Annotated in this window: 17 protein-coding genes and 6 pseudogenes; 17 read left to right on the top strand and 6 right to left on the bottom strand. The window is 40.9% G+C overall.

Annotated elements, in window-relative coordinates; translation table 11 throughout:
• Positions 1–6: 6 nt before the first annotated feature.
• The 10 genes from NST97_RS11500 to NST97_RS11455 all read left to right on the top strand — a co-directional run bounded on the left by NST97_RS11500 (position 7) and on the right by NST97_RS11455 (position 9,817).
• Positions 7–1,056, top strand: coding sequence for a DUF917 domain-containing protein (locus NST97_RS11500; RefSeq protein ID WP_341343256.1), 1,050 nt, complete (start codon positions 7–9; stop codon positions 1,054–1,056).
• Between the two features lie 12 nt (positions 1,057–1,068).
• Positions 1,069–2,004 carry a DUF1177 domain-containing protein gene (locus tag NST97_RS11495; RefSeq protein ID WP_339194183.1) on the top strand — a complete coding sequence of 312 codons (936 nt, stop codon included), beginning with the start codon at positions 1,069–1,071 and terminating at the stop codon, positions 2,002–2,004.
• A 2-nt stretch (positions 2,005–2,006) separates the two neighbouring features.
• A complete protein-coding gene (locus NST97_RS11490; RefSeq protein WP_339197875.1) occupies positions 2,007–2,672 on the top strand; it encodes an AroM family protein in 666 nt (221 codons plus the stop codon).
• A gap of 286 nt (positions 2,673–2,958) precedes the next feature.
• On the top strand, positions 2,959–3,816 hold the full coding sequence (locus tag NST97_RS11485) for a DMT family transporter (protein ID WP_339210557.1): 858 nt from the start codon (positions 2,959–2,961) through the stop codon (positions 3,814–3,816).
• A gap of 6 nt (positions 3,817–3,822) precedes the next feature.
• Positions 3,823–4,737, top strand: coding sequence for an aminopeptidase (locus NST97_RS11480; RefSeq protein WP_339194180.1), 915 nt, complete (start codon positions 3,823–3,825; stop codon positions 4,735–4,737).
• 779 nt (positions 4,738–5,516) lie between these two features.
• Positions 5,517–5,768 carry a hypothetical protein gene (locus NST97_RS11475; protein WP_341343255.1) on the top strand — a complete coding sequence of 84 codons (252 nt, stop codon included), beginning with the start codon at positions 5,517–5,519 and terminating at the stop codon, positions 5,766–5,768.
• 11 nt (positions 5,769–5,779) lie between these two features.
• Positions 5,780–5,986: a hypothetical protein gene (locus NST97_RS11470; protein ID WP_339210555.1), complete on the top strand. Its 207-nt coding sequence runs from the start codon at positions 5,780–5,782 to the stop codon at positions 5,984–5,986.
• Between the two features lie 8 nt (positions 5,987–5,994).
• A complete protein-coding gene (locus tag NST97_RS11465) occupies positions 5,995–6,942 on the top strand; it encodes an Rpn family recombination-promoting nuclease/putative transposase (RefSeq protein ID WP_339197863.1) in 948 nt (315 codons plus the stop codon).
• A 753-nt stretch (positions 6,943–7,695) separates the two neighbouring features.
• On the top strand, positions 7,696–8,397 hold the full coding sequence (locus NST97_RS11460) for a response regulator transcription factor (RefSeq protein WP_339197860.1): 702 nt from the start codon (positions 7,696–7,698) through the stop codon (positions 8,395–8,397).
• Positions 8,384–9,817: a HAMP domain-containing sensor histidine kinase gene (locus NST97_RS11455; protein WP_339197857.1), complete on the top strand. Its 1,434-nt coding sequence runs from the start codon at positions 8,384–8,386 to the stop codon at positions 9,815–9,817. The genes NST97_RS11460 and NST97_RS11455 overlap by 14 nt, the downstream gene beginning before the upstream one ends.
• Before the next feature lie 161 nt (positions 9,818–9,978).
• On the opposite strand, the gene NST97_RS11450 is transcribed toward NST97_RS11455, so the two are convergent.
• Genes NST97_RS11450 through NST97_RS11435 form a run of 4 tightly spaced genes read right to left on the bottom strand, consistent with a single transcriptional unit; the run spans position 9,979 to position 12,726 of the window.
• Positions 9,979–10,422: a NisI/SpaI family lantibiotic immunity lipoprotein gene (locus NST97_RS11450; protein WP_339197854.1), complete on the bottom strand. Its 444-nt coding sequence runs from the start codon at positions 10,420–10,422 to the stop codon at positions 9,979–9,981.
• A gap of 53 nt (positions 10,423–10,475) precedes the next feature.
• Complete coding sequence (locus NST97_RS11445; RefSeq protein ID WP_339197851.1) at positions 10,476–11,264, bottom strand: lantibiotic immunity ABC transporter MutG family permease subunit; 789 nt, start codon at positions 11,262–11,264, stop codon at positions 10,476–10,478.
• A gap of 1 nt (position 11,265) precedes the next feature.
• On the bottom strand, positions 11,266–12,012 hold the full coding sequence (locus NST97_RS11440; protein WP_339210554.1) for a lantibiotic immunity ABC transporter MutE/EpiE family permease subunit: 747 nt from the start codon (positions 12,010–12,012) through the stop codon (positions 11,266–11,268).
• 15 nt (positions 12,013–12,027) lie between these two features.
• On the bottom strand, positions 12,028–12,726 hold the full coding sequence (locus NST97_RS11435) for a lantibiotic protection ABC transporter ATP-binding protein (RefSeq protein ID WP_339197848.1): 699 nt from the start codon (positions 12,724–12,726) through the stop codon (positions 12,028–12,030).
• A 554-nt stretch (positions 12,727–13,280) separates the two neighbouring features.
• Between NST97_RS11435 and NST97_RS11430 the strand changes: the two genes are divergently transcribed.
• The 4 genes and pseudogenes from NST97_RS11430 to NST97_RS11415 form a co-directional block, all read left to right on the top strand.
• Complete coding sequence (locus tag NST97_RS11430) at positions 13,281–13,478, top strand: LacI family DNA-binding transcriptional regulator (RefSeq protein ID WP_339197844.1); 198 nt, start codon at positions 13,281–13,283, stop codon at positions 13,476–13,478.
• A gap of 55 nt (positions 13,479–13,533) precedes the next feature.
• A pseudogene (locus NST97_RS11425) lies at positions 13,534–14,043 on the top strand (transcriptional regulator); the annotation flags it as partial.
• A 46-nt stretch (positions 14,044–14,089) separates the two neighbouring features.
• A pseudogene (locus tag NST97_RS11420) lies at positions 14,090–14,926 on the top strand (MFS transporter); the annotation flags it as partial.
• A gap of 381 nt (positions 14,927–15,307) precedes the next feature.
• A pseudogene (locus tag NST97_RS11415) lies at positions 15,308–16,015 on the top strand (aldehyde dehydrogenase family protein); the annotation flags it as partial.
• Positions 16,016–16,085: 70 nt separating this feature from the next.
• Here the strand turns inward: NST97_RS11415 and NST97_RS19295 are convergent.
• Positions 16,086–16,780, bottom strand: a pseudogene (locus tag NST97_RS19295) (transposase); the annotation flags it as partial.
• 267 nt (positions 16,781–17,047) lie between these two features.
• Between NST97_RS19295 and NST97_RS11405 the strand changes: the two are divergent.
• Together NST97_RS11405 and NST97_RS11400 are read left to right on the top strand one after the other, a co-directional pair.
• Positions 17,048–17,554: pseudogene (locus NST97_RS11405) on the top strand (helix-turn-helix domain-containing protein); the annotation flags it as partial.
• A 149-nt stretch (positions 17,555–17,703) separates the two neighbouring features.
• Positions 17,704–19,371: an IS1634 family transposase gene (locus NST97_RS11400; protein ID WP_172437878.1), complete on the top strand. Its 1,668-nt coding sequence runs from the start codon at positions 17,704–17,706 to the stop codon at positions 19,369–19,371.
• Between the two features lie 219 nt (positions 19,372–19,590).
• Here NST97_RS11400 and amyS read toward each other — a convergent pair whose 3' ends face one another.
• Positions 19,591–21,204 (bottom strand): alpha-amylase, encoded by a 1,614-nt coding sequence (amyS, locus tag NST97_RS11395; protein WP_445684615.1) that lies wholly within the window; start codon positions 21,202–21,204, stop codon positions 19,591–19,593.
• 377 nt (positions 21,205–21,581) lie between these two features.
• On the opposite strand from amyS, the pseudogene NST97_RS11390 reads away from it, so the two are divergent.
• Positions 21,582–22,838: pseudogene (locus NST97_RS11390) on the top strand (pullulanase X25 domain-containing protein); the annotation flags it as partial.
• Between the last annotated feature and the right edge of the window lie 435 nt (positions 22,839–23,273).

The raw sequence follows: 23,273 nt of genomic DNA, 5'->3' as shown, positions 1-23,273 counted from the left end.
GATAGAATGGCTAGAAAAACATTAACGATGGAAGATGCGAAAAAAGCCGTTTACGGCGGCTGTATTCTCGGCGGGGGAGGCGGAGGCTGGATTCATGACGGTCTCCAAAAAGCCGAGTCTACTTTTTCCATTGGCCAGCCGGAATTAGTTTCAATTGATGAATTACAGGGCGGCGATTATGTAGTCAATGTTTCATTAGTAGGGGCTCCATCTTCTAAGGAAGCTTCTGTTAGTTCCGACCAGTTTGTTGAGACTGTAAACCGGATGCTAAAGGAGTTTCACCATCCTATTAAAGCGCTTATGACAAATGAAAATGGGGCAGCAACAACGATAAATGGCTGGCTGCAGGCAGCGGCAACCGGGCTGCCGGTTATTGATGCGCCAAGCAACGGACGCGCCCATCCAACAGGGGCGATGGGCTCCATGAATTTGTCTGAAGTTGACGGTTATGTTTCGATCCAGTCATTTGCCGGCGGAAAAGGGAAAAGACAAGTGGAAGGTGTCGTAAAATCATCCCTGGAATCAGCCGGTAAAATTGTCAGAAGTATTTCAGTAGAAGCGGGCGGAATGGTTGCCGTTTGCCGAAATCCGGTAACTGTTGATTATGTAAAAGAAAATGCAGCAGTAGGCGGCATTACTCAAGCAATTGAACTCGGCGAAGTCTTTTTGTCAGCACCGGAGGGACCGGAAAGAATTGAAGCCGTTGCGTCCCATTTAAAAGGGCGTGTTATTCATTCCGGAACGGTTAGTTATTGCGAGCTTGAAGAAAAAGGCGGTTTTGATGTAGGGTTTGTAAAAGTTGATGACTTGGAATTAACATTTTGGAATGAGTACATGACAGTCGAAGTCAATGGCCAGAGAAAAGGGACATTTCCTGATTTAATTATGACTTTCAATGCCGAAACAGGAATGCCGGTTGTCAGTGCTGAGGTGAAAGAGGGACTGAAAGTAGCCGTCATTTCCGTTCCAAAAGAGAATTTGAAATTAAGCTCAACCATGTATAACCACAATTTGTTAAAAACCATTGAACCTGTTATTAATAAAAAAATTGTATAAGGAGAGATTGGGATGTCTTTAAAATATACAATGGAAGTTTTGGAATTACTAGATGATGCTTCAGTTAATGGAGAAGCGGTTGTCCGCTTATTTGAAGGAAAAAAATATGTGGAAGCAAGCTACACAACAGTAACTGGCGAAAATGGGTCAACAGATTTTGTCAAAATATTAATTAAAGGGACAAATGGGAAATCGAGCGGCGGACATGCTCCGACATTGGGTGTTGTCGGAAGACTTGGCGGTTTGGGCGCACGTCCAAATCGGATTGGATTTGTTTCCGACGGTGATGGAGCAGCTGCGGCTGTAACAATAGCTTTAAAACTTGCAATCATGTCCGAAAAAGGGGATCGGCTGCCCGGTGATGTTTATGTAACGACACATATTTGTCCGGATGCGCCTACACGGCCGCATGAACCTGTAGATTTTATGGATTCTCCTGTTGATATATTAACAATGAATCGATATGAAGTAGTCCCGGAAATGGACGCCGTTTTATCGATTGATACAACGAAAGGAAATAAAGTGATAAACCACCGTGGCATTGCGATTTCTCCAACAGTCAAATCAGGATATATTTTAAAATTCAATGATGATTTACTGCGAATTATGGAAATGACAACGGGTGATTTACCAGTCACGTTTGCTGTCACAACGCAAGATATTACGCCATACGGCAATGGCGTCTACCACTTAAATAGCATTCTTCAGCCTGCCGTTGCAACAGATGCACCGGTTGTCGGCGTCGCTATCACTGCCAAAACAGCTGTACCGGGATGCGGTACTGGTGCTAGCCATGAAGTCGATATTGCCCAAGCTGTAAGATTTTGCATTGAAGTGGCAAAAGAATATACTCAAGGCAACTTTGAATTTTATGATAAAGAAGAATATGAACGCTTAGTGAAACTCTATGGTTCCATGAAACATTTGCAAACTTTAGGGGATGAGTAATCATGGCTAAGGTTGGTGTACTAACAATCGGCCAATCCCCTCGCACAGATGCCACTCCTTCCTTTCAAAAAATTTTCGGTGCGGATGTAGAAATCGTGGAAAGAGGCGGATTGGATCGGCTAACGGAAGAAACGATGGATGCCATCAAACCTGAGGGTTCGGACACAGTTTATATTTCCCGACTCCGCAATGGTCAATCAGTCGAGATTGGAAAAAGCAAGCTGCTTCCATTATTACAGGATGAATTGACCAAATTGGAACAAGATGTGGAAGTAGTGATTATGTTATGTACCGGTGATTTTCCAACATTAGTGACAACAAAACCAATCATTTATCCGGATAAAATTTTAGTGCATACAGTTCAAGCCATTATGACGGGCGGCAGTAAATTAGGGTTAGTGGTTCCATTAGAAAAGCAGCGGCATTCATTAGCGAAAAAATGGGAGGGCGTCGGACTGGAATTGGTAACGGCAGCCGCTTCTCCTTATGAAGAAAGCGATATCGCCGGAGCGGCTGCATCCTTAAAAGAACAGGGTGCAGAGTTAATTGTGTTGGATTGTATGGGGTACAATGAAACCCATAAACTTGAAGCGAAAAAAGGGAGCGGTTTGCCGGTGATTCTTCCACGTACACTTGTGGCACGGATTGCTGCAGAATATGTCTTTTAGTTGATCCGGATCTATCCGGATCTCTTTTTAAAGTAAGAAATTACATTTTGAACTTAAATGCTGAAGTGCTTTAGCAGGAGCGAGGTTTCCATCGCCTCCGTACGATTTGGACAACATCGGATCACAAGCCCCATCGTGCCTTTTATCTCCCCGAAAAAGCATTCGCTTTTTCTTTATGCGATGCTGTTTCACCGATGTTGTTCACAGTCCTGCGGCTCTAGGCCTGGAAGCAGATCGCTTAATGGGCGCTTTCGTTTTCCTATAGCATGGAAGGATGTAATCTGAAATGCCAGTATTGGCTTTATTTGTATTAAGCCTCCTTTGGGGATCGACATTTTATTTTACAAAATTGCTTTTACCAGATTTTCATGCGGTTTCTATTGTTTTTTATCGTTGTTTATTTGGCGGTCTGGTTTTGTTGCCATTCGTTCTATTGAAAAAGAAAAAAACAGACTTTAAAAATAAGGGTGCCTTAATTGGAATTACCTTGTTAAGCGCAGGTGTTCCATGGGTATTTATGAGTTTTAGCCAAAAGGGTTTAGATACAACCATTAGTGCGGTTATCAATGCAACAGGTCCGATTTTTGGCGTTTTATTTAGTGTTTTTCTATTAAAACAGAAGGTTCATCGACAAGAACTATTAGGTGTCGCCATTGGCTTTATCGGTATAGTATTATCTTTTGTTTTTGGATTTTCTGGGCAATTTCAGGTTATGAGTGCCATATTTCTGTTAGTAGCAGTCAGTTTTTATACATTGTCTTCGATTTTGACAGGCAAGTTTTTGAGTTCGGTTTCTGTCTACACATTGTCCTTTGTTTCAATGGCTGTCGGCAGTATTTATTCCGGTATTTTTATGCTTTTATTTGATCTTGATAGCTATCAATATTTATTTAGTGGAAATAGTGGAAATAATTTTTTCTATTTTGTCATGTTAGGCGTATTTAATTCGGGTATCGGGAATCTGTTGTATTTTTATTTAATTAAATCCGGCGGCGCCATTTTTGCCTTATTTATTACCTATTTGATGCCAATTACCACGATTCTGTTAGGTGTTTTTTTATTGGATGAACCACTCGGTTTCGGTACGATCATCGCTTTCATTTTTGTTTTGGCAAGTATATATTTTACGCAAAATAAGGAGTGAAAAGGTATGAGCAGTTTTCAAGAAACCGTTCATAATTTAATGAAAAATAATTTTTCAGTAGACAAAAATATATCTATCCTTGTTTTAACGGATAATAGTACGGAATCGTTAGGGAGAAAATTTGAAAAGGCTCTAAAAAATGATGGGTGGAAAACGAAAATTCATGTAATGGAAGATCGGAGTAAATCAGGGGAAGAACCTCCGCAGGAAACGGCAGAAAAAATGCTGGAATTTGATCTTGTCTTTTGTTTAACGAAACATTCATTGACCCATACTGCTGCAAGGAAAACGGCCAATCAACATGGAGTTAGTGTCATTACCATGCCGGGAATTACAGAAGATATGTTTTTGAATGGTGCGATGAGTGCAGATTATAGCATTGTTGAAAAAGAAACAAATGAAGTAGCGGAAAAATTAACAAAGGCAAAAATGGTTATTATTAAAACCGGCGACAGCTATGAATTAAAGATTCCTGTTGAAGGCAGAGATGGTATACCAAGTACAGGTGTTTTCCGCGGAAAAGCGGCATCCGGAAATCTTCCTTCAGGTGAGGCGTATATAGCTCCATTAGAAGAACAGGCGGTAGGAAAAATTGAAATTACAGGTTCGATTGCAGGTATAGGTTTAGTCGATGAACCTGTTGTATTAACGATTGAAAAGGGGAGGTTGGTAGATGCCACAGGTGAGACAGGTGCTCAATTACTGGCGCTGCTCGGGGATGGAAACGGCCGTTTGTTAGGCGAGTTAGGCATCGGAACAAACTATGCAGCAAGAATCACAGGCGTTATTTTGGAAGATGAAAAAGCGTACAATACCGTCCACGTTGCATTCGGTTCCAATCACACCTTTGGCGGAATGGTTAAAGCAGATGTCCATATTGATTGTGTAACGAAAAATCCGACAGTGGAGTTTGTTTTTTAATGGAAGGAAGCGGTATACAACACAGTAATATTAAACCACCATTTCTCATCCTTTAGGATATGAAATGGTGGGTTGAATTTTGCCTGTTGCGTTTAGTTGATTGCGGCTGGAATTTGTATAAGTAAAGCTAAAAAACTTGTTGGAGGCGATTAAGTCCTGAATTTTGTGTGAAAAGGAAGCGGTTTGATTTGCCGGGAGCCTAAGTTCGCTCTAAGTTCGCTAGACTGGGAGTATGATTTTACACAATAATTTGGATTTGGCCGTTGAAGGGACTGTACAAAAAGGGGAATTCCATGATGAGTCTAATAATTTATGGAAAGAGGAGCGAGCGGAAAGCGGTTCTATTTCGCAGGCATAAGTTTGCTGAGCTGGGAGTCGGCTTTTACACAATATTAGGGCTTGACTGAATTGCATGATCTTTCAACGTTATTCCATAAAGGGGACAGCTATAAGTCGAAAATCGATTTATGAGGAAGGCTCTTTGCTCTTTACGTCTCAATTTCATTTGTTCAGGTGCAAATATTTGATTTCCGCCATCTATATATGCCTTTTCCTTTGTAACCGGGTTCTTCATCGCACATCTTTCAGCACTTCCGAAATTATTCGAATCATAAGATTTATTTTTCGCCAAATGCGAGTGGTTTTTCTAATGATCTCACGGAGGATTATTTGTTGCGCTTCAATGTGGGTCTTGATTTGCCGCAAGTATTCGTACCTCTTTTCATACACTCCCCCTTTCCTTTTTTTAATGCGGGACATACAGTAAAGGAATGCGGACTATGATGAAACTCGTACAATCTTCTCCGGATGAGGCGCGGATCATGGCTAGTGCTTGTCTTTTCTTTCGATCGATTCCAATAAAGACGACGCCTTCATTTCCGCCTCCATTTACATTTAAGGAAAATGAGGAAAATTTTACTCATCCTCCTGTTTTCAGAAGACAATTGGGATCTATTTCCAAGGGAGTGGGAGTTAACCCTTTTGGAATGGTGTTTGGCTGGTTCGAAATTTGTCGAAATGTTGGTGGTTGAAAGAGAAGATCATGTATATTACAATAGCATTAACAGAACATATGTTCCCGATATATCTGGTGGCAAAGTTTTCATTAGAACGGCTGCCGGTTGGGATTTGTCAAGAAGTGCGTATTAGAAAGGCGATGGGCTCTTTTTTGTCTGAAAACTCTGTCAATGGTTTTGGCTTTTCTTTAGATGAACCTCTATTCCTCTCCAAATTCTCCTCGAAAGGATGATCCCTGTTATGAAGGAATACCTCGATTTAAAACTGGACTTTATGTTTAAACAATTGTTCGGCCACCCGAGCCGAAAGCAGATAACAATCGCTTTTTTGAATGCGGTTTTGCATCGGACAGGCCATGACCGGATTGTTGATGTGCAGTTTGAAAACACGGAGCTGGCAAAAGAGATAGAAGAGGGGAAAATGAACCGGCTGGATGTGCTCGTGTGGACCGACCGAGGCGAGCGGATCAACGTGGAAATTCAAATCATTGACCAACACGATATGCCGGAGCGGATTTTGTATTACTGGGCGAGGCTCTTTTCCCAGTCGCTTTTCAAAGGACAAGGGTACAGCGAACTTCCGCCCACGATTATGATTGCCATCCTCAACTACCCGCTCTTTCCGCATGAAACCGATCGCTTCCACACCATCTTTCATATCCGAGAGGATGAAGAACAATTTCTTTGGAGCGCGCATCTTGAATTTCACGCCATTGATGTATCACAATTTATGGTAAAATGGAAGAAATACAGACGTGAGATCAAACGATCTTCGGAGTGGCCCTGGTTGATGATGCTGTCGGCGGTGGATGCCCGAAAACGAGAAATTGATGAGACAATTCTCAATGAACTGGAGGTGTTGGCGATGAACGAGCAAGAAATTCGCGAAGCGTTGGAAGAGTGGGAGAAGCTAAGCGTCAGTCCGGAAAATCGCTACGCATATGAAATGCGGCTGAAATGGCTGCGGGATCAATTGTCCAACCTTCTGGGCGAGCGGCGCGCTGGGATGGAGGAAGGGTTGGAAAAAGGGATAAAGCAAGGACGGGAAGAAGGATTAAAGGAAGGACGGGAAGAAGAACGGAAGAACATGATCCGGCATATGTCGGCGAAAGGAATGGCGGCGAAAGACATTGCCGATCTTACTGGACTTGCGGAAGAGGAAGTGCGAAAGTGGCTGAAAAAGGACTGAGCGTAACAGAAATTGCGCATGCTGGATTTGACGGAAGAAAAATCTGTCATTTGTTGAAAGAGTAGTTGGGTATGGCGCCAGTCATCTGTCCAACTTGCTGAGAGAGTGTTGAGGGACTAAAGGTATGATCAGCGAAAGGGAGGGAATTCGCTTCCTTCGATCCTCATTTCGGATCATTGTTTGCACTTGGCGACAGTTCAGACCTGTGTATTTCTTTGCAAAACTCTGAATTTTTATTTTGCACTTTACAAGAGGTTTGATTATAGCATCAAGGTCTTTGTTTTAAACAAGCTGCCTCCATCCCTAATTTATATTTCCCTGTCTTCATAAACGTCGACAAGTAATTTTTCTTATTTCGATGCATCCGCAACAATAATTATCTTAACCATTCTTCCATTAGATTCACTTTTTTTAAAATCGTTTCCTTCACTCCTAAAAAACCTCTAAAAACTCTTTGAAATTTTAAAATATTTTGATATGTGAGTTTACCTAACATTTGCTGTCTTCGTGTGATATTAAAAGGAATTAATATGGCAGCAAACATTCGCATGTTCATTGCATTTTTCTGCACTTTTCAATTGCAATAAAAAATTTCCAAAAACATTAGAAAAACTTTAGATTCTCAATTTATATAGGGAATGGAATGTTGTTATTTGCCATTAAGACAGATAACTTCGAGTTTCTATTCGGTTACATCATTATTTTTTATATTGTCCCGAATTATTCCAAGAATTCATATAGGTGGTGGGGATAATGAATAAAAAAAAGAGAATCTTAGTGGTTGATGATAATGAAGATATTTGCCTTACAATAAAACAATACCTAGAGCTTTATAATTACTTTGTTGAAACTGTTCATAGCGGGAATGAGGCATTGCAGATTATCAATAATAATTTTGATTTAATTATATTGGATATTATGATGGAAGGCATTGATGGAATGGAATTGTGTAGCATGATCCGTGACAGTTTGGATTGTCCTATCATATTTGTAAGTGCAAAAACGTTAGAAGAAGATAAGATTCAAGCTCTTTCAGTAGGTGGAGATGACTATATTAGTAAACCCTTTAGCTTAAAGGAATTAAAGGCTAGAATAGATTGCCATTTAAGACGAGAAGAGCGAATAAGATCGAATGAAAGGCATCTTCTAAGCTCTAAAAATATTACTATAGATCTTTTAGCTAATGAAATTTTTTGTAAAGGTGTTAAATTACATTTAACAAAAAAAGAGTATGAAATCATTAAACTATTAATGTTGAATAAGAATATGGTTTTTTCTAAAGAAAGAATTTTTGAAAGCGTATGGGGATTCGATTCAGAAAGTCAATTAGAAACAGTTACAGAGAGTATCAAAAATATTAGAAAGAAAATTCGCTCTTTAGATCCGGAACATTCTTATATTAAAACGCTATATGGATTAGGATATAAATGGGATGTGACATATGAAAAAGGATAAAACGATAAAAAGAGATTTTTATTTATTGGTTGTTAAGGTCTTCCTATCAACCTTTATATCAACGCTTATCACATATATATGCTTATTTCTGTTGATATTTGTGATAACAAACAACAATACCATCAAACCGTCTAACTATTATGTTAAGTATATAGATTTAATTGAAAAAAAGATCGAAGAAAATTCATCATCAATTTTAAAAGGACAATTAATTGATTTAAAGTCCTATCATGAAAACATCCAAGGTGAAGTTTTGGATATCAACGGTAATCATATGTATGGGGATAAGGGGGTTGTAGAAAATAAAATAAATTTCAGCAAAGTCATAAATCATGAGATTGTAAAAGGAAAGTATGTTTATAGATATGTACCTGTTCAGCATAATAACTCTATCCAAGCTGTCTATGTCATAAAGGCTCCTTTTGGGTTCTTAATTAATAATATAAAGGATAATCCCGGAGTGGTATTGATTTATATTTTGCTGCTGATCTCGCCGTTAATATTTTTTATTATTTATTTGATTTTATTTACATCTAAACTATATAAGTCATTATTTAATAATATCAAAGTATTGCTTCAGGCTGCAGAGAAGATTTCGAATGGTGATTTTGACTTTCAGGTGCACGGGCTTAAAAGATGGGAATTTATCAAAATACAAAATTCTTTTAATACAATGATCAACGCACTGAAAGAAACCATTGAAAATCTATCAAAGTTAGATGATGAACGCAAGATGATGATGTCATCAATTGCCCATGACATAAGAACCCCTTTAACGGTGATCCAAGGACAAATGGATTTGATTGCTGATTTGAAGAACCATGATGATTTTGATATCATTCCCCATCTAGATATTATTCGTAATAATTGTAATAAGATGGTCATGCTTACAGATAATTTATCGCTGTTATATAAAGTAGAAAAGGCGAATTTTTTATTAAATATTAAGAAATTGGATTTGAATAAAATGCTTATAGAGAAAAAGCAAGAAATATCAGCAGTGGCCTATAATAAAAGGAACTTAGATATTAAGTTTGATATCAATTTAAGTAAACAATTTTATTTACTTGATGAGTCAATGTTAATGAGGGTCTTAGATAATATTTTATATAACAGCCTGAGATTTACAACGAATGGAGAAATTAAACTTGAGGTACATGATGAACTAGGTGATGAGAGCAATAAAATTTTCTTTAAATGTATGGATACAGGAATCGGATTTAAACAAAAGGATGCGTCCATGTTGTTCGAGGCATTTTATCAAGATGAACAATACAAAAATCATATCGGTTTAGGCCTTTATATCTCGAAAAAAATTGTTAACAATTTTGGTGGAGAGATTTTGGCTTATAATAACGAAAAAGGTGGAGCGACAGTAGAGTTTTATATAAAGGAACAGGAAAATATCATAAATTTGTAATAAGTTTCAATAACGCTTAATGTTTTCGGCTTCCTTCTTGAATTTTGACTCTAAATCCCATTATTCATGCGGCGCTTGCGCTCATTTTTCCATCTTTTTTGTCCATATAGAAAATCAATTCATTCTATCGTCGCTCTTGATTCCACCTTTTGTGGCGAATTTTATTTTTGCATTTTTGCCACACGATATTGGTTATTCACGACAACTGCTATTTCTTCGTCTGGGTTTGTATTTTTTATGCTGTATACCCAGCCAAAGTTATAATGAAATCTTTTTTCTTCTTTTTTATTTGGAAGAACTTCAACTTTTCTAAGTTCTTTTTTGCTTAATATTTCATGTTCTTCATTAATTGTAATACTTTCGGAAACTCTCCCAATAGGTTCTTGTAAATAACTAGGCTTAATGACAGATTCTTGGATAATATAAGTCTTATCTTTATAGCTTATTTCCTTAAAATTTTGTTTGTTTAATTCATATATCGGTAGTTTTTTATCAATCGCCATATTTTTTGTTGCGGTATGTTTTAACTCGCTTATAAGCGAACAACCTCCCAAAAAAATTGAAACGATCAATAAAAGGGAAAATATAGAATTTTTTCTTTTCAATGCATATTTTCTCCTTTCCTGCTTCATCGTGCTTTACAAGATTGTTTTTGTTATTATTCATATGATTTGTTTCCTTCCCATCGATTAAACCATATTATTCCGCCGATTGTTGCGAACACAAAACATATAATCGCCGGTATCATGCCTTTCATCAGTTCTTGAAGAAAGAGCTCTGATGGCTGTATTCCATTAGCAAGCTTTGCTTCAGGCATCAACAATATGGGGATTTTTGCAAGTCTAACAGCCCAAGCCCAAGGTATAAATGGCCACATGTCATCCCCAACAACGGTTGCTCCAATGATAGCTGAAATAAGGAAACCGCCCCCTCCAATAGCTATAGACGCTCCCATCCCATATGCAAAGCTAATAAATATATGCATTGAAAAAAGAAAAAGCGAGCCAATCACTGATAACAGTGCACCTTGCCAAAATAATCCGTAATGAACATCGTCTACATGTAATATATAACTCATCCCTAACAGCATAAGGAAAGTGGCCAAGAATATATCCATGATTGCTGATAAAATCAGCAAAACTAGTTTACTCATATAAAGTTTTGCTCTTGAAACTGGTTCTGCTAACAGGCCGATAAAATTTCCTGATTTTTCTTCCTGAAACGATATAAGACCTGTAAGTAGAGAGACAATGATAGGTATAGAGACTGTTAACACCTCGAAAAAGCCGCTATATATCTTAATTTGCCATGATGAAGGATTACTGTATTTAGAAAAATACCATAACATACAAACTGGATAAACGATTGGTGTGACAAACACGATAAGTCTAATCGCCGTTCGCTTCGTCTTTATCCATTCGGAAGATAGAACTTGAAGAAAAGACAATTCAGTTCACCTCTTTTTTAGAAAACCAAATCGCTGTCGCAAATGACAGCAAAATAAAAAATACAATCGAGACGACAATTCCCATTGGAATAACAGAAGAATTTAACAATGGACTTCCTGTTTCCAGCGGGGTTCCATTTGGATGAACACCTACAATAGGAGACATTAGCCTCATTCCCCAGCTCCACGGAATATAAATCCAATAAGGTTCTGAGGCCATCACTACTCCTATGACGATGCCTAAAACACTAACAATAATAGAAACCGCTGTTCCGAATCGTTCTGCCAAAAACAAGCCTATAGGGATGTATGCCAAAGATGTGACCCAAACTGCAAGACTTGCTTGTATTACTACAACTGCTGATGTAATGCTGTTAGGAAGAAAAAATTTTAATATGAACAATAAGAAGATGAGTTCAATAGATGATAACAATGTATATAGGGCAATCACAATGATTTTACTGAACCACATATGTGTTAAACTCATATCATGACATCGTAAAACTCTGTAGTTTCCTGACTTTTTTTCCCTCATTGCAGAAAGTGAAGATATCAAGGCTGTCCCTAACGGCATAAATAGTAATGGCCACCAATTGAATACTGTATATTCGAAATAATTATATTTTGAATGAATAGTAGGCATTGTAAGAATGGCATATAATATAAAAAAGAAAGGAGAAATATATACAATTTTTTTTGTAAATGTACGTTTATATTTTAAATTTTCTGACTGTATCATATTGAGCATTATTTCATTTCCTCCCTATTTCGTTTTTTCACTGACTACTTCCATAAACAATTTTTCTAAATCTTTATTTTTCTCGATTTCACCTTGATATTTGAGTTTTCCATGATGAATGATGCCAATATGATCTGCTAATTGTTCCACTTCTGATAAGATATGACTTGATAAAATGACAGTCATTCCGTGCAATGGGAAGGATCTTATAAGCTTGCGCAATTCTTGTATACCTAGTGGATCAAGCCCGTTTGTTGGCTCATCGAGAATAAGAAGCTTTGGATGATTTAAAAGTGCTTTAGCAATACCTAATCTTTGCTTCATGCCAAACGAAAATTGCGATACTTTCTTTTTACCGGTATTTTCTAAACCAACTATTTTCAGCACTTCTTGTATCCTTGACTCTGGTAAATTTAGTACCTTTGTATGAACAAGTAGATTCTCATAAGCGGTCAAATTGCCATAAAGACCCGGTGATTCAATAAGTACACCTATGTCTTTAAGATCTTTTCTGCTCCATCGATGACCGTTAAATATAATTTCGCCAGATGTGGGATGTAAAAGCCCTGTTAACAGTTTTAAAGTCGTTGATTTTCCGGCTCCATTTGGCCCGAGCAGTCCATAGATCGTGTTTGTTTTCACCTTTAAAGAAACATTGTCTGCCGCTAACTGTTTGCCAAAAGATTTACTCAAATGGTGAGTTTTCAAAATGTATTTCTCCATTTTCGATTCCCCTTTCTCTTGAAGAAACTTTAAAGAGGTGTGTGTTGCTGAAACAAAAAGGTGGCTGTTTCAATGTTTACTCCAGTTTCAAAAGACAATCACGATTCAACTTCCTATGATTCAAACATTTCATGAATCTCGTAATGAAAGTGTAACTTCCAATTATAAAGATTTTATAAGGCGATTATTTGTTATTTTTTAAACTATCCGTTTAGGCCCTTTATTGAATGGCTGCTAAGAAGCTGGCATTCTAAATTGGCCGATTGTTTAAAACGATTGGATAGTTCATAAGTTTTTTGAAAGGCTGAAACATAGGGAACCCATAAGCGTAATCGTCTCTGATCAACAAGGTGGGTTAAGCTATTGAAAAGCATTTTCCAAGGCTCCATTAAAACAAAAAACATGTTCAGGCATTCTTTTTTGCATTTTTCAGGGAAAATGTGCAGCAATAGAATTACCCACTTTCGCGGACTTTTTTATTGTTTGTAAATTAAAATTTTGGTAAAATGACAGAAAAATTTAGTAAAAAATATGTTTAGAATGAGGTTGTGGAGATGGCGACAATTAAAGATATTGCGAAGCTGGCAAATGTTTCAACTGCCACTGTATCAAGAGTATTGAATAATGACCCGACATTATCTGTGGCCGAGGATACGAGAAAACGTATTTTGGATACGGCAAAACAATTGGACTATACACCTCTGCGGAAAAAAACGAAAAAACTTCCGGTAGAAGGGAAAAAAATCTTTTAATATTGGGTTTGTCATCATATATTCCGAAGAATATGAGTATAACGATCCTTATTTTATGTCCATTCGAGTTGGCTGCGAAAAAACTTGCCAAGATCTTGGGATGGAAATTTCGACGATTTACCGGGTAAACAGCAATGGTGATCCCTCAAAACTGAGCAACTTGGACGGCATTATTGTCATCGGCTCTTTAGATATCGAAAATTTGGAGGAATTTTATAACCATAATTCTAATGTCGTCTTTATTGATTATGACCCGAATGACTCGCATGTAAAATATGATGTCGTGATTTCAGATTTTAAGAAAGCCACCGCCAAAGTGCTTGACTATTTATTTCAATTAAATCATCAAAATATCGGCTATATCGGCGGGGTGCAGCAAATTAAAACTCTCGACAATTTGAGCAAGTCTGAAAATCGCGATCCGAGAATAGAAACGTTTGAAAAAATCATGAAAGAAAGAAAACTATTCAAGGAAGAAAATGTATACATTGCCGACTGGCTGACGAGTGAAGGTTACAAGATCATGAAACAGGCGATTAAGAAAGGAAGCCTGCCGACGGCTTTTATTATCGGAAGCGATCCAATGGCAATTGGCGCACTGCATGCTCTAAATACCGCTTATCTCCGGTTTTGGCGTTGCTGTCGGATATGTCGGAACGCTTGTCGGGCTCGCTGTGTATCCATTTGTTGGAGAAATGGATTACTATCGGGCTTTTATTCCAAGCGCCCTTTTGTTTCTCCTCTTTTCTTTCCCGCTGTTTTTCTTTGTCAAAGAAGAAGCCGAAAAAGCCGATGCCTTAAAGCGAAAGGCCGGACTTTTTGCAGGCTATCGGGATATTTATGCAACATTGAAAGAAATGAAAAAGTATCAAAACATTTTTACTTTCATGATTGCTTATTTCTTTTTGAATGATGCGGTGGCGACGACGATCGCCATCATGTCCGTTTATGCTAAAGTCATTGCCGGGTTTACGGCAGGGGAGTTTATCCTTTTATATTTAGTCTCCACAGTTTCAAGTATTATCGGTTCCTTTCTTTTTGGCTATATTACGAGAAGCAAGGGAGCCAAAAAAGCGGTTTTGTATGTCGGCATCGTGATGTGCATCGCACTGGCGATAGGGGTGCTTGCTTTTTCCAAGCTATCTTTTTGGATTGCTGGGAGTTTGTTCGGCGTCAGTTTAGGAGCGATGTGGGTCACTTCGAGAACATATATAGTCGAACTTTCCCCGCCAGATAAGCAAGGGCAATTTTTCGGACTGTTCGCTTTTTCTGGAAAAGTGTCAGCCATCATTGGTCCAGCGATTTATGGAAGCATTACCCTCCTTTTTCATTCATACGGAAACATTGCCAATCGGTTGGCGATGGGATCGCTTTTGCTGATGGTGCTCCTTGGCATTTTCTTTTTGCTGAAGGTAAAGCCACAGGCGCCTGCCGCGCCGAAAAGCTGACGGAGGTTTTATGGGGGTGAAAGCTATTCCGTCATTGAAATCATGGAAACAGAAATAGCTTACCAGCCGCCATCTGGGCGCTCTTGTTCGTCTTTCTTGTTTGCCTCATCGCTAAAAATTTATGAAGAACTTATTTTTAAAATTGGTTCTAAAATGAATTGACTTAACCGGACAAAAAATTAAGGTCAAGTAGATGAACAACCATATCTGAGCATACTGCTTATTTAGCATAAATGATTCGAATAAAATTTTACATGGAGTGGCGGACATGTTAGGCTTGATGCCTTGCGAAGCAAGGATTGGCGCTCGCTCCTTTCGCTAGGAAACATGTCCGCAGAGGCTCCGTGTCAAGCGATATAGACCTAAAATTTTATACAGGGAATGGAATTAGGCGGCCACGCACCGGTCATTGTTGCACATGATGCTGATATTGATTTGGCGGTAGAACAAACGATAGCATCCAAGTTCAGAAATGCCGGTCAAACATGTATTTGTGCAAACAGAGTTCTAGTGCATGAAAGCATTGTAGAGGAATTTGCTGAAAAATTAACAAATGAAGTTAAAAAATTAAAAGTTGGAAATGGTTTGGAAAAAGGCACTCAAATTGGGCCAGTTATTAATGAAAAAGGCTTTAATAAGATTGTCTCGCAGGTCAATGATGCAATCAGTAAAGGTGCTGAAGTTCTATGCGGCAATAAATACAATGCAAATAGGGAAAAAGGCTATTTCTTTGTTTATCCGACGGTTCTCAAAAATGTCAATGAGAACATGAAGATTATGCAAGAGGAAACATTTGGACCCATTTTGCCAATCACAACGTTTCAGGAATTAGAAGAAGCTGTTAATATTGCAAACAGCACGCCTTATGGTCTGGCCGCTTACTTTTTTACAAATGACTATAGAACAGGCATCTATCTGCATGAGCATTTAGATTTCGGAATTATCGGCTGGAATGACGGTTCTCCATCTGCTGCCCACGCTCCTTTTGGAGGAATGAAAGAAAGCGGAATCGGCCGTGAAGGTGGAGTGGAAGGCATTGAACCGTATTTGGAAACGAAATATTTGTCAATCGGGGATATTTATAAATAAAGGACTTTTTGCAGGGAGCTTTTAACAGCTGTTAATTTTCAATTTGATAGAAACTAATCGGTTTTTCATAAAGTTGGTTATATCCACCATCCATGATCAGAAATTCGATTTGGAAATTTGTACAATCTGTCACATTTCCGATCAATGTTGGGTCGACTTCTCCATCGTTTACATGAGTTGGAGTTACTTCGATCGCAATCGGTAATTCACTGATGGTATCTACAGAAAGATGCACTTTATGGCCAAACCAAGTGATTTTATTGCTAAAAGAATCAAACTTTGCTCCCCAATTTGCATTGCCTGTTTGTTTTTAGACTTGTTATTTTCATAGGCGTTAATGGCGGCACTATCGATAGCCTGATGCCCTCCATTGATACGCCTTCAGCTTGGCCTATCTGGACAAGATCATATAAAGATTTTTTCTGCTAGATTTTTTTGAGTGTGTTCATGGAAAATACTGTACTAAAAGTAGAGATAGATGGTGCAGGTCGACCGATTTTTAAACCGCATTGATAACGGAACGAATGTCTTAATCCAATCGGTTACGAAGGGCTGTAAACGTATCAAAACCTTTTAATGGAGCAGCAATAAGAGCTCTTAAAATTCCTTTCCTTAGAATGACCTTCAGCCCCCCCTTGGGGTGAAGAATTGCTTAGCAAAGGGACGTAAATCAAGAGCACTAAAAAAGATTTGGCAAATTTTCTTTAGAATCTAAAATTTACAGTTCTTCAAAAAGGAAAATAGACTTTCTTGTAGAATGTACAAAGTGACTTCCCCCTAGCGAATTATTGTGTTTAGGTCACATCAAAAATTCTACAAATGAGGGGTGAAGTCCTTTTTTCTTTTGAAAGTCTTATGGCTCTTAGAACAAAAAAATGTAAAATGTTCAAATAAAAGGCTCTTCACCACAAGTTGTACTTGATATATTGACATAGAACGCAGTAGGAAAATAAAGAAAATAGAGGGTACAAAAAATGCGAATTTTCCTGTATGGTAAAGGTGACCAAACCAAACCATTGGAGGAAAATTCGCATGTACTCTCAGTTTATCAAAGAACTTATCGATTTGCCAGATGTTTTGATTGAAAAGGAACGAAAAGAAGGAGAACGCTGGATTTTCGAACTTTCTCTTCCCGAACAATGTCCGTTATGTCCTGTCTGCTTGCAACGCACAACAAAAATGACCCGAAAAAAGAAGCAATGGATGCATGGCTATGCCCAACGGATCGGGGTTTTTTGGATTGAACTCCCAGTGGAACGGAGACGTTGTTGCACTTGTGGCATGACATTCAGCACCTCTTATCCAGGGATCTCCCCTCGAAGTGTGGCAACGGACGTCTTTCAACAATGGGTGGCGCAATCTTGCATTGGAACATCCATTCAGGCGGTGGCTCGTATGCTAAAACTCCCTTACACGACTGTTGAACGTTGGTTTTATACCCATGCCCCTTCCTTTTTGTCGAATACCATTCAGCCAAAGGCGGTTTGTGTCGATGAGTTTGCTTTTCGAAAAGGGCATGACCCGAGTTCGACAGTTTTGAGGCCATTTTAGGCAAATGAAAATGGCCAAAATGCTGTTATATCAAAGATTTCGCGATGCGGATCCTAGAAAAAAACACTGAATTTCATAGGCACACGAATTGTTTATTTTAACTTTTAAAACAGCTGAATATCGGTTATAATATAGGCATGTACATACGGCGAGTAACACGCAAAAACAAAGATGGAACGACCGTGGCGTATCTCCAGCTTGCTCACAACGAATGGGATCCGAAGGCCAAATATGCGAAAGCGAAGGTGATTTATTCGTTTGGGCGCGAAGACGAGGTGGATCGCGCTGTCTTGGAGCGTCTGGCCAAAAGCATTTCGCGATTCCTTTCTCCTGAGCAGGCTTGGGAAATCGAGACGTTGACAGGAGAAGTGTCGGATGACTTTCAGTTTCAATCAAGCAAACGCCTTGGTGGCGCTTGGCTTTTGGATCAGCTCTGGAGACAACTGGGATTGGGAGAGATTCTCCACTCCTTGTTTGCCTCCCGACATCATCAGATTCCGTTGGAACGGCTGATTTTTGCCATGGTGGCGAATCGTGCCCTTCATCCGTCAAGCAAGTTGGCGATGGAGGAGTGGGTGGAGAAAGACGTGCATATCCCTCATCTTCCCCAAGTCGCCAGCCACCAGTTGTACCGGGCGATGGATGAGCTGCTGGCTGTGCAGCCGGAATTGGAACGCCAAGTGTTCCATGCCGTGGCCGATTTATTGAACCTGGAAGTCGATTTGATTTACTTTGATACGACTTCGTCGTACTTCGAAGTGGATCCATCCGAAACACCAGAAGGAGAATCGCTTCGAAAGCAGGGGTTTTCCAAAGATAAGCGTCCCGATTTGGTCCAAATCGTCATTGGACTGGCCGTTACCCGGGAAGGAGTCCCCATTCGCGCTTGGGTATGGCCTGGCAATACGATGGATATGACGGTCATCAAACAGGTGAAACAAGACTTGATTGGCTGGAAGCTTGGGCGTGTGATCAGCGTGATGGACCGCGGATTTTCGTCTGAAGAGAATTTGCGAATCTTGCAACAGGCCGGGGGACACTACATTGTCGGCGAAAAAATGCGGTCCGGCAAAGCCGCCGTCGAAGAGGCCCTAAACCGTCGCGGGCGCTACCAACAAGTTCGCGAGAACTTGCATATCAAAGAAATCATCGTGGGCGACGGAGAAGCGCGTCAGCGCTATGTTCTCGTGTACAATCCCAGCGAAGCCGAACGCCAACGCAAGGAACGGGAAACGCTGCTCGAATCGCTGAAAGAGGAGTTGGAGGGGCTTCGCCAACTCCCCAATGAAGCTCATCATAAGGCCACCTGCCGGCTGCGTTCCCATCCGTCCTACGGAAAATACTTGCGTCAATTGAAGGATGGAACGCTTCGCATCGACAAGCAAGCGGTTCGTGAAGCGGAAACGTACGATGGCAAATATCTCATCCGAACCTCCGATGACACCTTGTCTGCCGAGGATGTCGCGCTCGGGTATAAGCAACTGGTGGATATCGAGCAGGCCTTTCGGACGTTGAAATCAACACTCGAGCTGCGCCCCATGTATCATCGCTTGGAAGACCGTATCCGGGCGCATGTGCTGCTCAGTTGGCTGGCTCTCTTGCTGGTTCGGATCGTGGAGATCCGAACTCATGAATCGTGGCCGAAAGTAAGAGACGAATGCGAGCGTCTCATGCTTGGACATTTTTCTTCAAAAAACGGCGACCTTTATCAACGAACCGAACTGACGGCCAAACAAGCGCTATTCCTTGCGGCTCTAGGGCTGGAACCTCCTCCAAAGATTCTAGGCATCCACCCTCGCACCTAGATACACGCCCGAAGTGTGCCCAAATGCCTCCGATCCCTTTTGTATCAAGGGGCGAGAGGCATTTTGTTTGCCTAGTGACTGTCGAACTCGGGGAGAAGTTGAAGCAAGCAAATGGATGATAACATCAAACACGGCCTTGTGCCGCCATTCATGGCGGGCAAGGCCGTGTTTTTTGCCTCAATGATAGAGCGGAATGTCTTTACAACGCGATCGCAGGCATCAAGGCCATGCCACCAACCGTGGTTCGGTCCAACGGACGAATTCACCAGTCCACGGTCGGGTTGTGATCGGCCGAGCGATGGTAGAAACGGTCGTTTTTCTAGGAACCCAAACCGAAACCGAACCGCCATTGACTTTGAATTCCCCCCATCCATCACTGTTGATGGTGACGGTGTCACTCCGGTTGCCGGTAAGGTCATAGAACACTTTTCCAGCGTGTTGTTTGCCAACGTACATCCATTTGCTTCCTCCCGGCCCATCGGTGATCAGTGCGGCCAGCCCGGATCCTGGTTTTTCAGTGACCCCTTCCCTTGTCCACCCGATGATGTCGGAGTGATCAAGATAATCATGTTGCGTTCCGTAAGCATAATCCCTGCGCGCGATGAGGAGCGGATCGATTTTGCTTTTCAGCGAAGGAATGTTATATTGTGGAATGCCATAATAGTCACCATAAAAGACGCACGGGTATCCTTCCTGCCGAGTTAGAATAAAGGCGTAAGCCAACGGTTTGAACCATGGGTCGACCCATGACTGCAGCGCTTGGCCGGGTTCGGTGTCATGATTATCAACGAAGGTGACGGCCAATGTCGGTTGATCTTTCATGAGAGTATTGGTCATTAACGTGCGCATATCAAATGCGCCCCCTGATTTGGAAGCGGTATAAAATTTGTTGTGTAACGGGGCATCAAACAAAGACATCGTTCCGTTTGTTTTCGTAATGTAATTGTGCAACTTGTTGATGTCATAGCTCCAATATTCCCCGACGGTAAATAGCGGCTTGCCAGTCTGAGAACGCACATACGACAACCAATCAGGAAAAAAACTGAACTTAATATGCTTGACGGCATCAAGCCGGAACCCATCAATGTTCGTTGTGTTGACATACCATTTCCCCCAGTTTTTCAGCTCGGTCACGACTTCGGGATGATCCATATCAAGGTCGGCATACATTAAGTAGTCATAGTTTCCGTTTTCTGTGTCTACTTCCCAATCCCACGCTTTGCCGATGCCGCGGAATTTGTAAATGCGGCTTAATTTTCGGCTTTCGTCCCAATCAACGCCGTCAAAATGGTACCAGCGCCACTTAAAGCTGGAGTAGGTGTTGCCCCGCCCGGGAAAATCAAATTTCGTCCATGCTTGGATTTGATAGGTGCCCGAGATTTCTTGGTTGCGGTCGGACGGATTGACTTCGACGGCGTCCACCCATTCCGTGCCGTCAGCGCCGCCTTTATGGTCGAACACGACATCGGCGTACACTTGCATTCCAGCGGCGTGGGCGGCTTGAATGGCTTGAAGATATTGAGCTTTTGTTCCATATTTTGTGCGGACGGTCCCTTTTTGATTGAATTCGCCGAGGTCATACAAGTCGTATACTCCGTACCCTACGTCGCTGCGGCTTGTTCCTTTGTAAGCGGGCGGCAGCCAAAGAGCGGTGATGCCAAGGCTGGATAAGTTGTTGGCTTCACTGGCCACTTTGGTCCATAACGTGCCATCATCCGGCAAGTACCATTCAAAATACTGCATCATGGTGCCGTTAAACGGTGCGGCAGCCTTGGCGTGCTGTCCTGTTGGGCAGAACAGCGAGGCAGTGAGCAAAAACGCGAGCAGGAACATCCATCCTTTTCGAATGATGCGGTGAAACGTTAGCACAATGCCCTTCCCCCTTAATCAAATGTTACATTCGACGGTTTGGCTTCCAAAAAATTAAGGGAAACGATTGGATAAAAAGAGTAAAAAGGGAGCAAACCCTCGAACGTTTACGTCTATTATAATTTTTATTTGTAATCGTTTTCAATATCGAATTTAAACAATTTTGAGTTTGACACGAATCGAAAATAGAACAACAGAACGATTCGTTTTTCAACAAGTGGAAAATATAGTTGAAATATTCTGTTTATTCGTATAAGATAAAGATTGATGAAATCGTTTGCATCAACCGTTTTGTGCAAACGATTGCACAAAGAATATAAAAAGGAAAGGAGAGAAGGAAGTTGGCCAAACAAAGGAGAAGGGAGCGGGGGATGATCAAGAAGGCAAGGAGAATGCTATCATTGGTTTTGGCATCGGTGTTGTTGCTGGCATTGACTCCTTTCCAGGCGGTTGCCGCTGCGAACGAAACAGGAAGTTCTAGCGCTCTAGGGAATGGGGAGCATCGGTGGACGGCCGAATCCACGGCCTCGCAGCCACGGACGATCACGCTAGTCGGCAATTTGCAAGATGAGTTGGGCCATACGGCGGAATGGGATCCGGGGGCATTGGCGACGAGGATGCATGATGAAGGGAATGGGCTTTATACATTCACCGGGACGCTGCCAGCCGGGACCTATGAGTACAAAATTGCGGTCAACGGCAGCTGGGATGAAAATTACGGCGCCGGTGGTCGCAATGGCGCAAATCTGGTGTTGAAGCTGGATCGGCAAACCGAGGTGACGTTTTATTACAATGACCGGACGCATGCGATCGCGGATTCGACATGGTATACGGCGATTGCGAAGGAGAAACAGCCGCGTCTTGTCGGGACGGTGCTGCCGGCCATCGGCTATGAGGGGGAGAACAACGGATGGACTCCAGGGACATCGACAGCGCTGTTGACCGATGATGATTTTGACTCGGTGTACACGTTTACGGCGCGGGTGCCGAAAGGATCGTATGAATATAAAATTGTCCTCGGAAACAATTGGAACGAGAGCTACCCACAAGAGAATGCACGCTTAACCGTTTTGGAAACGACAACCATTACATTCTTCTTCAATGCGAAAACAAAAGAGGTGTACACCGACTACAACCCCAATGGCTCTGACGGTGTTGTTCAGAAAGACCGATTAAAACACAATACATGGGATACGCTGTACCGCCAGCCGTTTGGCGCGGTGAAAGCGGGAACGAAGGTAACGCTTCGTCTTGCGGCGAAAAAAGGCGATTTGACGAAAGCGGATGTGTATGTGAAAAATGCGACGACCGGAACCGCCAAAGTCTACACGATGGAAAAAGTCGGCGTGCTCGGGGATGATGAGTATTGGGAGGCTGCGTTTACTCCTTCTGCGCCGGGGGTATACGGTTATAAATTTATCGCTGTCGATGCCGGGATGAAGGCGGAATATGGCGAAGATACGAAAGAAGGACAATGGGGGAGGGCGGTCGACAAAAATGCGGAGCTGTTCCAGCTGACCGTCTATGATCCGAATTACAAAACACCAGATTGGATGAAAGAAGCGGTTGTGTATCAAATTTTCCCAGATCGGTTCTTTAAAAATAAAAAACTTGATTAGAAGTTAAAATTTTTTTATTTTTGTTCTTAATTTCTCTAAATTTCAAATGGTTCAGGTATCAGTATTTGGATTTCCACAACCTAAGTTTAGTATCCTTGATAACTGGGCACTTCATAGTACAGCTTCCAGTTCATTTGGGTTTCTGTTTTTTTCCAAAATAAAAGGGCAGAGAATTGCAAAATCCATATGCAGTGATATGCAAAGGGGCTATACATGGAGAGAGCTTTAGGTTTTGCTAAAATTATTGAAGCTGACGCTTGACTAAAGAATCATGGCTACAGAGGATTCACGCCAAGCCCTTGATGGATAGATCACATATATGTATATTTATACATAATTTTGATATAGGTATACTGCAACACTCTGTATTTTTTCTTGCAGAAAACAGCTTTTTGAGTCGCGAGATTTATTTTC

Source organism: Aeribacillus sp. FSL K6-1305 (assembly GCF_038050115.1).
Taxonomy (GTDB): Bacteria; Bacillota; Bacilli; order Bacillales; family Aeribacillaceae; genus Aeribacillus; species Aeribacillus composti.
The sequence above is the reverse complement of the archived record's forward strand: the minus strand, read 5'-3'. Positions and strand labels throughout refer to the sequence as shown.